General features: G+C 69.6%; 11 protein-coding genes. 9 read left to right on the top strand and 2 right to left on the bottom strand.

Going from position 1 to position 13,361, the window contains the following annotated elements:
• Positions 1-199 precede the first annotated feature (199 nt).
• The 3 genes from ACGFW5_RS00560 (at position 200) to clpX (ending at position 3,007) form a co-directional block, all read left to right on the top strand.
• On the top strand, positions 200-808 hold the full coding sequence (locus ACGFW5_RS00560; protein WP_350234561.1) for an ATP-dependent Clp protease proteolytic subunit: 609 nt from the start codon (positions 200-202) through the stop codon (positions 806-808).
• A gap of 46 nt (positions 809-854) precedes the next feature.
• A complete protein-coding gene (locus ACGFW5_RS00555; protein ID WP_393831932.1) occupies positions 855-1,538 on the top strand; it encodes an ATP-dependent Clp protease proteolytic subunit in 684 nt (227 codons plus the stop codon).
• Positions 1,539-1,714: 176 nt separating this feature from the next.
• Complete coding sequence (clpX, locus tag ACGFW5_RS00550; protein ID WP_350230266.1) at positions 1,715-3,007, top strand: ATP-dependent Clp protease ATP-binding subunit ClpX; 1,293 nt, start codon at positions 1,715-1,717, stop codon at positions 3,005-3,007.
• Between the two features lie 164 nt (positions 3,008-3,171).
• Here clpX and ACGFW5_RS00545 read toward each other — a convergent pair whose 3' ends face one another.
• Positions 3,172-4,167 carry a hypothetical protein gene (locus ACGFW5_RS00545; protein ID WP_393831931.1) on the bottom strand — a complete coding sequence of 332 codons (996 nt, stop codon included), beginning with the start codon at positions 4,165-4,167 and terminating at the stop codon, positions 3,172-3,174.
• Positions 4,168-4,304: 137 nt separating this feature from the next.
• Here ACGFW5_RS00545 and ACGFW5_RS00540 point away from each other — a divergent pair, with 137 nt between their 5' ends.
• Entirely contained in the window at positions 4,305-6,956 is a 2,652-nt protein-coding gene (locus ACGFW5_RS00540; RefSeq protein ID WP_393831930.1) for a valine--tRNA ligase, read from the top strand.
• A 275-nt stretch (positions 6,957-7,231) separates the two neighbouring features.
• Positions 7,232-8,392, top strand: coding sequence for a sensor histidine kinase (locus ACGFW5_RS00535; RefSeq protein ID WP_393831929.1), 1,161 nt, complete (start codon positions 7,232-7,234; stop codon positions 8,390-8,392).
• A gap of 181 nt (positions 8,393-8,573) precedes the next feature.
• On the opposite strand, the gene ACGFW5_RS00530 is transcribed toward ACGFW5_RS00535, so the two are convergent.
• Entirely contained in the window at positions 8,574-9,581 is a 1,008-nt protein-coding gene (locus ACGFW5_RS00530) for a rod shape-determining protein (protein WP_393831928.1), read from the bottom strand.
• A gap of 101 nt (positions 9,582-9,682) precedes the next feature.
• On the opposite strand from ACGFW5_RS00530, the gene ACGFW5_RS00525 reads away from it, so the two are divergent.
• From ACGFW5_RS00525 to ACGFW5_RS00510, 4 genes are all read left to right on the top strand, one after another.
• Positions 9,683-11,188, top strand: a complete 1,506-nt coding sequence (locus ACGFW5_RS00525; protein WP_393831927.1) for a glutamate ligase domain-containing protein — start codon at positions 9,683-9,685, stop codon at positions 11,186-11,188.
• Positions 11,189-11,192: 4 nt separating this feature from the next.
• Positions 11,193-11,543: a DUF4233 domain-containing protein gene (locus ACGFW5_RS00520; protein WP_393831926.1), complete on the top strand. Its 351-nt coding sequence runs from the start codon at positions 11,193-11,195 to the stop codon at positions 11,541-11,543.
• 88 nt (positions 11,544-11,631) lie between these two features.
• Complete coding sequence (gene ndk / locus ACGFW5_RS00515; RefSeq protein ID WP_161244581.1) at positions 11,632-12,045, top strand: nucleoside-diphosphate kinase; 414 nt, start codon at positions 11,632-11,634, stop codon at positions 12,043-12,045.
• Positions 12,046-12,312: 267 nt separating this feature from the next.
• Positions 12,313-13,332: a rod shape-determining protein gene (locus tag ACGFW5_RS00510; protein WP_053727412.1), complete on the top strand. Its 1,020-nt coding sequence runs from the start codon at positions 12,313-12,315 to the stop codon at positions 13,330-13,332.
• The last annotated feature ends 29 nt before the right edge of the window (positions 13,333-13,361 follow it).

Raw genomic sequence — 13,361 nt, 5'->3', positions numbered from 1 at the left:
CGTAGGTGATTCCGCCTCAACCACCTTGCGCTCCGAGCGAACAGTTCGGGAACCGGGATGGCGTTGTCCCACCTGCGCGTTAGGGTCCATGAATACGAGGGTGGTGGAGTCTGGCGAGCCGGAGTCCGCGCCCCCGGAACGAAGACGCTGAGACGGCCGAAGCCGTCAGAGACGAGCAGGTGGATACGTGACGAATCTGATGCCTTACGCCGCCGGTGAGCCGTCCCTCGGTGGTGGCCTCGGTGACCAGGTCTACAGCCGACTGCTCAACGACCGCATCATCTTCCTCGGCCAGCAGGTCGACGACGAGATCGCCAACAAGATCACCGCCCAGATGCTCCTCCTGGCCGCTGCCGACCAGGACAAGGACATCTACCTCTACATCAACAGCCCCGGTGGCTCGGTGACGGCCGGCATGGCGGTCTACGACACCATGCAGTACATCCAGAACGACGTCGTCACCATCGGCATGGGCATGGCCGCCTCGATGGGTCAGTTCCTGCTGACCGGTGGCGCCGCGGGCAAGCGCTTCGCGCTCCCCAACACCGACATCCTGATGCACCAGGGCTCCGCCGGCATCGGTGGCACCGCCTCCGACATCAAGATCCAGGCCGAGTACCTGATCCGTACGAAGAAGCGCATGGCGGAGATCACTGCCGCGCACTCCGGCCAGTCCGTCGAGACGATCATCCGCGACGGCGACCGCGACCGCTGGTACACGGCGGAGGAGGCCAAGGACTACGGCCTCATCGACGAGATCATCTCCGCTGCCTCGGGCGTTCCGGGCGGCGGCGGCACCGGGGCCTGAGCCCCGTACCGCACCGCTACGTCCCGCCCACTTGAACGCCACCAGGATGGTGAACACCCCAATGAACAACGTCAACTCGGCCCACGCCAGCGGCCTCTACACCGGTCCCCAGGTCGACAACCGCTACATCGTGCCGCGCTTCGTCGAGCGCACCTCGCAGGGCGTGCGTGAGTACGACCCGTACGCGAAGCTCTTCGAGGAGCGCGTGATCTTCCTCGGCGTGCAGATCGACGACGCGTCCGCCAACGACGTCATGGCGCAGCTCCTGTGCCTGGAGTCGATGGACCCGGACCGCGACATCTCCATCTACATCAACAGCCCGGGTGGTTCCTTCACCGCCCTCACGGCGATCTACGACACCATGCAGTTCGTGAAGCCCGACATCCAGACGGTCTGCATGGGCCAGGCGGCCTCCGCCGCCGCCGTCCTGCTCGCCGCAGGTACGCCGGGCAAGCGCATGGCGCTGCCGAACGCCCGCGTCCTGATCCACCAGCCCTCGGGCGGCACCGGCCGCGAGCAGCTCTCCGACCTGGAGATCGCGGCCAACGAAATCCTCCGGATGCGTTCGCAGCTGGAGGAGATGCTGGCCAAGCACTCGACGACGCCGATCGAGAAGATCCGCGACGACATCGAGCGCGACAAGATCCTCACGGCCGAGGACGCGCTGTCCTACGGCCTGGTCGACCAGATCGTGTCGACCCGCAAGACGGCGGCCTCCACGTCCGTCTGAACCGCTCGGGCGACCCCGGCGCGGTCCACGTGGAAGTGAACCGCGCCAAGGGGGGCCCGAACCGGGGGCTCGGCAAGGTACCGTCGGTAGGGGGTCTGGGGGTGTCCCCCCGGAACACGCAGTAGGCACCAGGAGGCGGCGCACATGGCGTCTCCCAGGCGAAGGGGAAGCACCTCGTGGCACGCATCGGTGACGGCGGCGACCTGCTCAAGTGCTCGTTCTGCGGAAAGAGCCAGAAGCAGGTGAAGAAGCTCATCGCAGGCCCCGGGGTGTACATCTGCGACGAGTGCATCGACCTCTGCAACGAGATCATCGAGGAGGAGCTGGCCGAGTCCTCCGAGGTGCGGTGGGAGGAACTTCCCAAGCCGCGCGAGATCTACGAGTTCCTTGAGGGCTACGTGGTGGGCCAGGAGCCCGCCAAGAAGGCCCTCTCGGTGGCGGTCTACAACCACTACAAGCGGGTCCAGGCCGGCGAGAACGGCGGCGGGACCAGCCGGGACGACGCGATCGAGCTCGCCAAGTCCAACATCCTGCTCCTCGGCCCCACCGGCTCCGGCAAGACGCTGCTCGCGCAGACCCTGGCCCGGATGCTCAACGTGCCGTTCGCCATCGCCGACGCCACCGCGCTCACCGAGGCGGGCTACGTCGGCGAGGACGTCGAGAACATCCTGCTCAAGCTGATCCAGGCCGCCGACTACGACGTCAAGAAGGCCGAGACCGGGATCATCTACATCGACGAGATCGACAAGGTCGCCCGCAAGAGCGAGAACCCGTCGATCACCCGCGATGTGTCCGGCGAGGGCGTCCAGCAGGCCCTGTTGAAGATCCTGGAGGGCACCACCGCCTCCGTCCCGCCCCAGGGCGGACGCAAGCACCCCCACCAGGAATTCATCCAGATCGACACGACGAACGTGCTGTTCATCGTGGGCGGTGCCTTCTCGGGCCTTGAGAAGATCATCGAGTCGCGGGCCGGCGCCAAGGGCATCGGCTTCGGCGCGACGATCCGCTCCAAGCGGGAGATCGAGGCCAGCGACCAGTTCCAGGAGGTCATGCCGGAGGACCTGGTGAAGTTCGGGATGATCCCCGAGTTCATCGGCCGGCTGCCCGTCCTGACCTCGGTCCACAACCTCGACCGCGAAGCCCTCCTCCAGATCCTGGTCGAGCCGCGCAACGCGCTCGTCAAGCAGTACCAGCGCCTGTTCGAACTCGACGGCGTGGAGCTCGACTTCGACCGCCCGGCCCTTGAGGCCATCGCCGACCAGGCCATCCTGCGCGGCACCGGCGCGCGCGGCCTGCGCGCCATCATGGAGGAAGTCCTCCAGTCGGTGATGTACGAGGTCCCGTCCCGCAAGGACGTCGCCCGCGTCGTCATCACCGCCGACGTGGTCCGCAACAACGTCAACCCGACGCTGGTCCCGCGCGAGCCGCGCATCGTGAAGAACGACGGGCGGCACGAGAAGAGCGCGTAGCGCTGCGCTCGGCACGGCAGGTACGACAAAGGGGCGCCCGGTCAACTTCCTTGACCGGGCGCCCCTTTGGCGTGCCTTGTGCGGCTGGGTCTCTCGTCCGGATCAGGCCGGATCAGGGCGCGGTGCCGGACCCCGCGAGCCCGGCACGATCCCAACGACAGGCCTCAGATCTTCTGGCGGCCGGTGTTGTAGAGCGTGGCCGTCTCCTTGGCCACGTCCTCAAGCGCCGGACCGCCACCGGTGGCGGCCTTCGCCATGTCCACCATGGTCACCACGCCGTACGTGCTGTAGTCCGCCCACACGCACGCGGGGACCAGGTACTCCTTGGGCCCCTTGGCCGCCGAGGTGTCGGAGCTCTTGTACTTGAGGTTCTGGCACTTCATCAGCGCACCCGAGAAGCCGGCCGGCTTGAACGCCTTGGCCTCGCCGACGAGTTCGATCTCGGACGGAGCGCCCTGCGCGCCCTTGTTGGTCTTGAGGTTGGTGAAGGAGGCGTCGACCACCTTGGCCGGGTCACCGATCTGGCCCCAGAAGCCCTGCAACTGGAGCACCTTGGCGGTCAGCGGGTTGTTGGGGTCGCCCCCCTGGTAGAGCGTGGAGACCTGCTGGGGGTTCTTGACGGTCAGCGCCTCGGCCTTCGACTTCTGGTCGGCCGTCATGGGCGTCGACCGGTCGCTCCCGCTCTTCTTGTACTCGTCGACCGTCGCCGGCGGCGCGATCTTGTAGCCCTTCGTGCTCGCCGACACGTCGCTGTTGCTCGCGCCGCCGCCCTTCGTCAGGAACCACACGCCGCCGCCGATGACCGCGAGCGCCACGACGGACGCCGTGATGATCAGGCCGGTCTTCTTCTTCGGGGCCGGGGGGACGGGCTGCATCGGAGCGCCGTACGGAGGCTGCTGGCCGTACGGGGGCTGCTGCGGCGGCTGGCCGTACGGGCCCGGCTGCTGTTGCTGGGGGTAGCCGTAGGGCTGCTGCGGGGGCTGCTGGCCGTAGGGGCCGGGCTGCTGCGGCGGGACGCCCTGCGGGGCCTGCTGCGGGTAGCCGTAACCGGGCTGCGGCGGACCGGGCTGCCCGTACGGGGGCTGCTGCGGAGGCTGCTGGCCGTACGGGCCGGGCTGCTGGGGCTGGCCGCCGTACGGGCCCGGCTGGTTGTAGCTCATTGCTGGGTTCCCCCTAGGAATGCTTATCCGATCCGAACATCCTGGCCGAAGGGGCACCGCAGCGGTGCATCGGGGGGCCCACCGTTACGAAAACTTCCCGTTTCAGTACCGGCCCGTGACACCTCTAAACTGGCCCGGTGACCGAGAACTCTCAGCAGCAGAATCCAGCGCCCATCACCGAACTGCCGACCCAGTACGCGCCGGCCGAGGTAGAAGGGCCGCTGTACGAGCGCTGGGTGGAGCGCGGGTACTTCACCGCCGACGCGGGGTCCGACAAGGACCCGTACACCATCGTCATCCCGCCGCCCAACGTCACCGGCGCCCTGCACCTGGGCCACGCCTTCCAGGTCACGCTCATGGACGCCCTCACCCGCCGCAAGCGGATGCAGGGGTACGAGACGCTGTGGCTGCCCGGCATGGACCACGCGGGCATCGCCACGCAGAACAAGGTCGAGCAGCAGCTCGCCGAGGAGGGCAAGTCCCGCCAGGACCTCGGGCGTGAGGCGTTCACCGAGCGCGTCTGGCAGTGGAAGGGCGAGTACGGCGGCCGGATCCTCGGCCAGCTCAAGCGCCTCGGCGCGGGCCTCGACTGGTCGCGTGAGCGGTTCACCATGGACGAGGGCCTGTCCAAGGCCGTCCAGACCATCTTCAAGAACCTGTACGACGACGAGCTGATCTACCGCGCCGAGCGCATCATCAACTGGTGCCCGCGCTGCCTGACCGCCATCTCGGACATCGAGGTGGAGTACCAGGAGGACCCGGGCGAGCTCGTCTCGCTCAAGTACGGCGAGGGCGACGACACCCTGGTCGTCGCCACCACCCGCGCCGAGACGATGCTCGGTGACACCGCGATCGCCGTCCACCCCGACGACGAGCGGTACAAGCACCTCGTCGGCACGCTCATCAAGCTGCCGCTCACCGACCGCGCCATCCCGGTCGTCGCGGACGCCCACGTCGACCCCGAGTTCGGCACCGGCTGCGTCAAGGTGACCCCGGCGCACGACCCGAACGACTTCGCCATCGGCCAGCGGCACGGCCTGGAGTCGATCACCGTCATGGACGAGCGCGGCGTCATCACGGTCCCGGGCCCGTTCCAGGGGCTCGACCGGTACGAGGCGCGCTCGGCCATCGTCGGCGCGCTCAAGGAGCAGGGCCGCATCGTCGCCGAGAAGCGCCCCTACATGCACTCGGTCGGCCACTGTTCGCGCTGCAAGACCACGGTCGAGCCCCGACTGTCGATGCAGTGGTGGGTCAAGGTCGGCCCGCTGGCGCAGGCCGCCGGTGACGCGGTCCGCGACGGCCGGGTCACGATCCACCCCGAGGACATGTCGAAGCGGTACTTCGACTGGGTCGACAACATGCACGACTGGTGCATCTCGCGTCAGCTGTGGTGGGGCCACCGCATCCCGATCTGGTACGGCCCCGAGGGCCAGGTCGTCTGCGTCGGACCCGACGACGAGATCCCGACCGGCGAGGGCTGGCGCCAGGACCCCGACGTCCTGGACACCTGGTTCTCGTCCGGCCTGTGGCCCTTCTCCACACTCGGCTGGCCGGAGAAGACCGCCGACCTGGAGAAGTTCTACTCGACCGACGTCCTGCTCACCGGCCACGACATCATCTTCTTCTGGGTCGCCCGGATGATGATGTTCGGCCTGTACGCGATGGACGGCGAAGTCCCGTTCAAGACGGTCGCGTTGACCGGCCTGGTGCGCGACGAGTTCGGCAAGAAGATGTCGAAGTCCAACCCGAACGCGGTCGACCCGCTGGACTGGATGGACAACTACGGCTCGGACGCGGTCCGCTTCACCCTCGCCAAGGGCGCCAACCCCGGCGCGGACGTGCCGATCGGCGAGGACTGGGTCCAGGCGTCGCGCAACTTCGCCAACAAGATCTGGAACGCCACGCGCTTCGCGCTGATGAACGGCGCCACCATCGAGGGTGAACTCCCGCCGGTGGAACGGCTGTCGGCGACCGACCGCTGGATCCTGTCGCGCCTGAACAAGACCGTGGCCGAGGTCGACGCGTTCTACGAGGACTACCAGTTCGCCAAGCTCAGCGAGGCGCTGTACCACTTCGCGTGGGACGAGGTCTTCGACTGGTACGTCGAGCTGTCGAAGACGACGTTCTTCGCGGGCGGCGAGCAGGCGCAGGTCTCGGGCCGGGTCCTCGGCGAGGTCCTGGACGTGATGCTGCGGGTCCTGCACCCGATCGTCCCGTTCGTCACCGACACCCTGTGGACGACGCTGACCGGGGGCGAGTCCCTGGTCGTCGCCGACTGGCCGCGTACCGTGTCCGTTCCTGGGGCTGACGCCCCGGGCGGGTTCCGCGACGAGGCCGCCGAGCGCGAGATCGAGCTGGTCCAGCAGGTCGTCACCGAGGTCCGCCGCTTCCGTTCCGACCAGGGTCTCCAGCCCGGCCAGAAGGTCCCGGCCGAGCTCACCCTGACCGGCACCGCGCTCGCCCCGCACGAGGCGGCCATCCGCCAGCTGCTCCGCCTCCAGCCGGCCGGCGAGGGCTTCCACGCCACCGCCTCGCTGCCCGTCGCGGGCGCCACGGTCGCGCTCGACCTGTCGGGCACCATCGACGTCGAGGCCGAGCGCAAGCGGCTGGGCAAGGACCTCGCGGCGGCCGAGAAGGAGAAGGCGGACGCCACCAAGAAGCTCGGCAACGAGGCGTTCCTCGCCAAGGCGCCGGACAACGTGGTCGACAAGATCCGGGGCCGGCTCGCCAAGGCGGAGGCCGACATCGAGCGGATCACCCGCCAGATCGCGGCCCTGCCCCAGGGCTGACCCGGCCGCCATACGGCTTCGTACGTCTGCGTACGTCTTCGTACGTCTCCCTACGCAGGACAGGGCCCCCAGGACTTCGGTCCCGGGGGCCCTGTCCTGCGTAGGGAGTACCGCACGCCAGGTGCCTCGCGTCCGCCCCGTGCGAGCGTCGCGCGGGCAGGCGCGACGGGGGAGCCGGGGGAGGGGCGACGGCGGGCGGCCACGTGCGACATATCACTGGATGGGGGCCGTTCGGCTCGGCCGTTCGGGTCGAAAGACCTTGGATGATGGAAGGCATGCACTCGCCGCCCCCGACCTCCGCGCCGCACCGCGCGCTGGCGGCGGCGCGAGCCGCGAGCGCGCGCTGGGTGGGCGAGGACCGCGCGATGGACGTACTGATCGCGCTGAGCTGCTTCGGCCTGATGATCCTGGACGTGCCGGGCCTCGCCAGGGACGACAACTCCCTCAACAGCTACACCGCGCCCCCCGTCCTGGCGATCGGCGCGGCCACGCTGCTGCTGAGACGCCGCTGGCCGTGGCTGCCGTATCTGGTGGCGCTCGGCTATCTGGGCTGGCTGCACCAGCTGAACCTGGTGCAGTTCGCGCTGTACTCGCTCGGCCGCTTCCGGGGGCGGCGCGCGGGCATCCTCGCCACCTGCGGGTACATCGCGGTGGCGTACGTCCTGTTCAGCCTGCCGGGGTGGCCCGACATCCGGGGCGAGACGCTGAGCTCGTTCCTGGCGATCGTGGTGCCGGTGGGCGTGCTCGCCTCGGGCGTCGGCATCTCGGCCTACCGGCACGACCTCGTCCACGAACTGGAGGTCCAGCGCGCCGAGAGCGCGGCCCTGCACGCCGTGCAGGCCGAGCGGGTCTCGGTGGCCAGGGACGTGCACGACATGGTGGGCCGGGAGCTGACGATGCTCGCGGTGCGCTCCGAAGTGCTCGCGGTGCGGGCCAGGAACGAGCCGCACCACAAGGACTTCGAGGAGCTGGCCGACAGCGCCCGCCGGGCCCACCTCATGCTGAACGAGATCATCGTGCGGCGTGCCGACGAGCGCACCGCCACGCCCGGCCTCGACGGTCTGTCCGCGCTCGCCGAGGAGAGCCGGCTCGCGGGCACCCCGGTCGGTCTCGACATCGAGGCGGCCGCGCACCGGCTGTCCCCGCTGCGGCAGGCGGCGGTCCACCGGGTGGTCCAGGAGTGCCTGACCAACTCGGTCAAGCACGCACGGGGCGAGCCCGTCGCGGTGACGATCCGGCTGGTGGCGGGGGACCTCGTCGTCACCGTGCAGAACCCGCTGCCCCGCTCGGCGCCGGTGAAGGCGCCCATCTCCTCGGGGACGGGGACGTTCTCGATGCGGGAGCGGGTGGAGAGCATGGGCGGCAGCCTCACGACGACCCTCACCGACACGACGTACGAGGTCAGGGCGACCCTGCCGGCCGGAACGACCGGCTGACCGGGACCGGCGTCCTTCGGCCCGGCGCGCCGCACTCGGCCCGGGACCGGCGTCCTTAGGCCCGGGGCGCCGTACTCGGCCCGGGACCGGCGTCCTTAGGCCCGGGGCGCCGCACCCGGCCCGGGGCCGCACCCGGCCCGCCCCGCACGGCCCGCCCGCACCCGCCCCGCGCCCGCCGCGCTCAGCTGCCGACGAGCAGCTTCTGCAACTGGTCGAAGTCCTCGACGCACCGGCCCGCGCCCAGCACCATGCAGTCCAGCGGCTCGTCCGCCACGAACACCGGGATGCCCGTCGCGGACGCCATCCGCAGGTCGAGGCCGGGCAGCAGCGCGCCGCCGCCGGTCAGCACGATGCCGTGCTCCATCACGTCACCGGCCAGCTCCGGCGGACACTCCTCCAGGGTGGTCCGCACCGCCGCGATGATCGCCTCGACGGGTTCGTCCAGGGCGGCCCGGACCTCGCGCGCGGTGAGCGAGAGCGTCTTGGGCAGGCCCTTCACCTTCTCGCGGCCCCGGACCGTGAAGACCCGCTCCTCCAGCTCCTCCTGGCCCGGCACCGGCCACGCCGACCCGATCGCGCACTTGACGTCCTCGGCGGTGCGCTCACCTATGAGCAGCGAGTGCTCCTTGCGCACGTAGTCGGTGATCGCCGTGTCCAGGCGGTCGCCGCCCACCCGCAGGGACTGCGACGTCACGATGCCGCCGAGCGAGATCACAGCGACCTCGGTGGTGCCGCCGCCGACGTCCACCACCATCGAACCGCGCGGCTCGGCGACCGGGAGCCCGGCCCCGATGGCCGCCGCCATCGGCTCCTCGATGAGGTGCACGGCCTTCGCACCGGCCCGCTGCGACGCGTGCACGATCGCGCGCCGCTCCACCGGGGTCACCCCGCTCGGCACGCACACCACCATCCGGGTGCGGGGGCGGCGCCCGGGCACGGCCTTCTTCACGAAGTGGCGGATCATTTCCTCCGCCGCCTCGTAGTCACTGATCACGCCGTCCCGCAGCGGCCGGATCGCGGTGATCGAACCGGGGGTGCGGCCGATGGTCTCCTTGGCCTCCGTGCCGACGGCGAGCGCGGCCCGGCTGCCCTCCTTCATCGCCACCACGGACGGCTCATTGAGCACGATGCCCTGCCCCCGGGCGTAGAGGAGCGTGTTGGCCGTGCCGAGGTCGATGCCTATGTCCATGATCGCCAAGTTTGCCCGGAGACCCTGTGCGGCCCGGGGGCCGAACGTCCCGAAAGGGGCGGGTCCAAGATCCTGTCGGTACCCCTCCGTAGACTGGTCCCGTGACCGAGCAGCCCGACCCCAGTGAAGCCGACGACTTCGACGACATCGTCGAGGCCGAGACCACCAGAGACCCCGACCTCGCGGTGATCGAGGCCGGCAGCCGCACCCTGCGCACCCACGGCGGAGCGCCGCAGGGCGAGGCCGTGCCCGGCCGGCCCGCCGACCCCGAGGTGGACGCGGCGCTGCGCGCGGTCGAGACCGAGCTCGCGGGCCGCTGGGGCGAGACCAAGCTGGACCCCTCGGTCAGCCGCATCGCCGCCCTGATGGACGTGCTCGGCGAGCCGCAGCGCGCCTACCCGACGATCCACATCACCGGCACCAACGGCAAGACCTCCACGGCCCGGATGATCGAGGCCCTGCTCGGCGCGTTCGAACTGCGCACGGGGCGCTACACCTCGCCGCACGTCCAGTCGATCACCGAGCGCATCAGCCTGGACGGCCTGCCCATCGCGGCCGAGCGCTTCATCGAGACGTACGACGACATCAAGCCGTACGTCGAGATGGTGGACGCGCGCGAGGAGTTCCGGCTCTCCTTCTTCGAGGTCCTCACCGGCATGGCGTACGCGGCCTTCGCGGACGCCCCGGTCGACGTGGCGGTCGTCGAGGTCGGCATGGGCGGAACCTGGGACGCGACGAACGTGATCGATGCGGGCGTCGCCGTCGTCACGCCCATCGACCTCGACCACACCGACCGGCTCGGCAACACGACCGGCGAGATCGCCACGGAGAAGTCCGGGATCATCAAGCAGGGCGCGACGGTGATCCTCGCCCAGCAGCCCGTCGACGCGGCGCAGGTCATGCTGAAGAAGGCCGTCGAGGCCGACGCGACGGTGGCCCGCGAGGGCATGGAGTTCGGCGTCGTCGGGCGTGAGGTCGCCGTCGGCGGCCAGCTCCTGACCCTGCGGGGTCTGGGCGGCGAGTACGAGGAGGTCTTCCTCCCGCTGTACGGCGCCCACATGGCGCACAACGCGGCGGTGGCGCTCGCCGCGGTCGAGGCGTTCTTCGGCGTCGGCCCGCAGCAGCCGGGCCCGCTCGACATCGACACCGTCCGCAAGGCGTTCGCCTCCGTCGTCTCACCCGGCCGACTGGAGGTGGTGCGCCGCTCGCCCACCGTCGTCCTGGACGCCGCGCACAACCCGGCCGGCGCCCGCGCCACCGCGGACGGCCTGACCGAGGCGTTCGGCTTCTCGCGCCTCATCGGTGTGGTCGCCGCCAGCGCCGACAAGGACGTCAAGGGCCTGCTCGAAGCGTTCGAGCCGGTCTTCGCCGAGGTCGTCGTCACCGCCAACACCTCCATGCGCTCCATGGACGTGGACGAGCTGGCCGCGCTCGCCGTCGAGGTGTTCGGCGACGAGCGGGTCGTGGTCGAGCCGCGCCTCGACGACGCGATCGAAGCCGCCATCACCCTGGCCGAGGAGGAGGACGAGTACGCGGGAGCGGGCGTCCTGGTCACCGGCTCCGTGTTCACGGTCGGCGACGCCCGGCTCATGCTGAAGAGGGGCTGAAGCGATGCGTACGCTCTGCGCGTCCACCCTGATCGGTGAATTCTTCGTGATCGCCTTCGCGGGCCTGGTCGCGATGAAGGACCCCGGCCTCGCCACCACCACCGTGTGGACGGTGTGCGGCATCGGCATGCTGCTCTCGGTGCTGCTCTGCGGGATGCTCGGCAGGCGCGGCGGCGTCGAGCTCGGCTGGGCGCTCCAGATCGCCCTGATCCTGAGCGGTTTCGCCGTCCCGCTGATGTTCTTCATGGGTGTCCTCTTCGGCGCCCTGTGGTGGGCCTCGGTGCACTACGGCCGCAGGATCGACGAGGCGAAGGCGCGGTTCGCCGCGCAGGCCGAGGCGCAGCCGGGCGCCTGAAGGGACGGCGGCGGGACCGGGTGACGGGGCCTCGGCTACACCCGGTAATCTCGGCGGACCGCACACGTTTGCCAAGGAGCCGCACACCATGACGCAGCGCACCCTCGTCCTCCTCAAGCCGGACGCCGTCCGCCGCTCGCTGGTCGGGGAGATCATCGGCCGCATCGAGCGCAAGGCCGGCTGGCAGATCACCGCCCTTGAGCTGCGCACCCTGGACCAGGACACCCTTGAGCAGCACTACGGCGAGCACAAGGGCAAGCCCTTCTATGAGCCGCTGGTGGAGTTCATGTCCTCCGGTCCGGTCGTCGCCCTGGTGGTCGAAGGCGAGCGCGTCATCGAGGGTGTACGCCAATTGGCGGGTCCCACCGACCCGATCGCGGCGGCCCCCGGTTCGATCCGTGGCGATTTCGGCACCATCGTCCGGGAAAACCTCATCCACGCCTCGGATTCCGAGGAGTCGGCGGAACGGGAACTGAAGATTTTCTTCCCGGGCCGCGACTGATCAATTACTGACGCAATGTCAGCCATATAGCGCTCACGACCTGGGGCGACCGAAGGAATTTCGGTCGTCCCCGGGCATATGCGGGCCGACTTCGGGAACGCATCGCCCCGACACGACGTCACCCATACTGAGGTGGACCACCGCGCCGTGTCCGCGCAGGCCGGACTACGATGGGGCCTCACGCTCAACGCACCCACCTCGCCGACCTGAGAAGCCGTCAACGCTCGAATAGGGAAGGCCGGACGCATCCTCATGGGGAGCAACAAAATGTCGTTCATCGGCCGTGACATGGCTGTCGACCTCGGGACCGCCAACACGCTGGTGTACGTCAGGGGCCGCGGAATCGTCCTGAACGAGCCGTCCGTCGTCGCCATCAACACCAACACCGGCGGCATCCTCGCGGTCGGCGCGGAAGCCAAGAAGATGATCGGCCGTACGCCGGGCAACATTGTTGCCGTACGGCCGCTGAAGGACGGCGTGATCGCCGACTTCGAGATCACCGAGCGCATGCTCCGCTACTTCATCCTGAAGATCCACAAGCGCCGGTACCTGGCCCGCCCGCGCGTCGTGGTCTGCGTGCCCTCGGGCATCACAGGAGTCGAGCGCCGCGCCGTCATCGAGGCCTCCACCCAGGCCGGCGCCCGCCAGGTGCACATCATCGAGGAGCCCATGGCCGCGGCCATCGGCTCGGGTCTTCCGGTCCACGAGGCCACCGGCAACATGGTCGTGGACATCGGCGGCGGCACCACCGAGGTCGCCGTGATCTCCCTCGGCGGAATCGTCACGGCACAGTCGATCCGCGTCGCCGGCGACGAGCTCGACAACGCGATCATCCAGCACATCAAGAAGGAGTACTCGCTCCTCCTCGGTGAGCGCACCGCGGAACAGATCAAGATCACGATCGGTTCGGCGTACGACCTCGACAAGGACGAACACACCGAGATCCGCGGCCGTGACCTCGTCTCCGGGCTGCCCAAGACCGTGGTGATCTCCGCGGCCGAGGTCCGCAAGGCGATCGAGGAACCCGTCAACGCGATCGTCGACGCCGTGAAGACGACCCTGGACAAGTGCCCGCCGGAGCTCTCCGGCGACATCATGGACCGCGGCATCGTCCTGACCGGCGGCGGCGCCCTGCTGCGCGGCCTCGACGAGCGGCTGCGCCGTGAGACGGGCATGCCGATCCACATCGCCGAGGACCCACTGGACTCGGTCGCGCTCGGCTCCGGCAAGTGCGTCGAGGAGTTCGAAGCACTCCAGCAGGTGCTCGACGCCCAGCCCCGCAGGTAGCCTCCGAAGCCTCCCGTCCGCCGTATGGG

It is taken from the genome of Streptomyces sp. NPDC048416 (assembly GCF_043200435.1).
GTDB lineage: Bacteria > Actinomycetota > Actinomycetes > Streptomycetales > Streptomycetaceae > Streptomyces.
Note: the sequence above shows the minus strand (reverse complement) of the source record. Positions and strands in the feature narration are given on the sequence as shown.

What these genes read in the sequence shown, in the direction of transcription:
- ACGFW5_RS00560 (WP_350234561.1), top strand. Translation starts at nt 200, where the DNA reads ATGCCTTACGCCGCCGGTGAGCCGTCCCTCGGTGGTGGCCTCGGTGAC.
- ACGFW5_RS00555 (WP_393831932.1), top strand. Translation starts at nt 855, where the DNA reads ATGGTGAACACCCCAATGAACAACGTCAACTCGGCCCACGCCAGCGGC.
- ACGFW5_RS00545 (WP_393831931.1), bottom strand. Translation starts at nt 4,167, where the DNA reads ATGAGCTACAACCAGCCGGGCCCGTACGGCGGCCAGCCCCAGCAGCCC.
- ACGFW5_RS00535 (WP_393831929.1), top strand. Translation starts at nt 7,232, where the DNA reads ATGCACTCGCCGCCCCCGACCTCCGCGCCGCACCGCGCGCTGGCGGCG.
- ACGFW5_RS00530 (WP_393831928.1), bottom strand. Translation starts at nt 9,581, where the DNA reads ATGGACATAGGCATCGACCTCGGCACGGCCAACACGCTCCTCTACGCC.
- ACGFW5_RS00520 (WP_393831926.1), top strand. Translation starts at nt 11,193, where the DNA reads ATGCGTACGCTCTGCGCGTCCACCCTGATCGGTGAATTCTTCGTGATC.
- ndk (WP_161244581.1), top strand. Translation starts at nt 11,632, where the DNA reads ATGACGCAGCGCACCCTCGTCCTCCTCAAGCCGGACGCCGTCCGCCGC.
- ACGFW5_RS00510 (WP_053727412.1), top strand. Translation starts at nt 12,313, where the DNA reads ATGTCGTTCATCGGCCGTGACATGGCTGTCGACCTCGGGACCGCCAAC.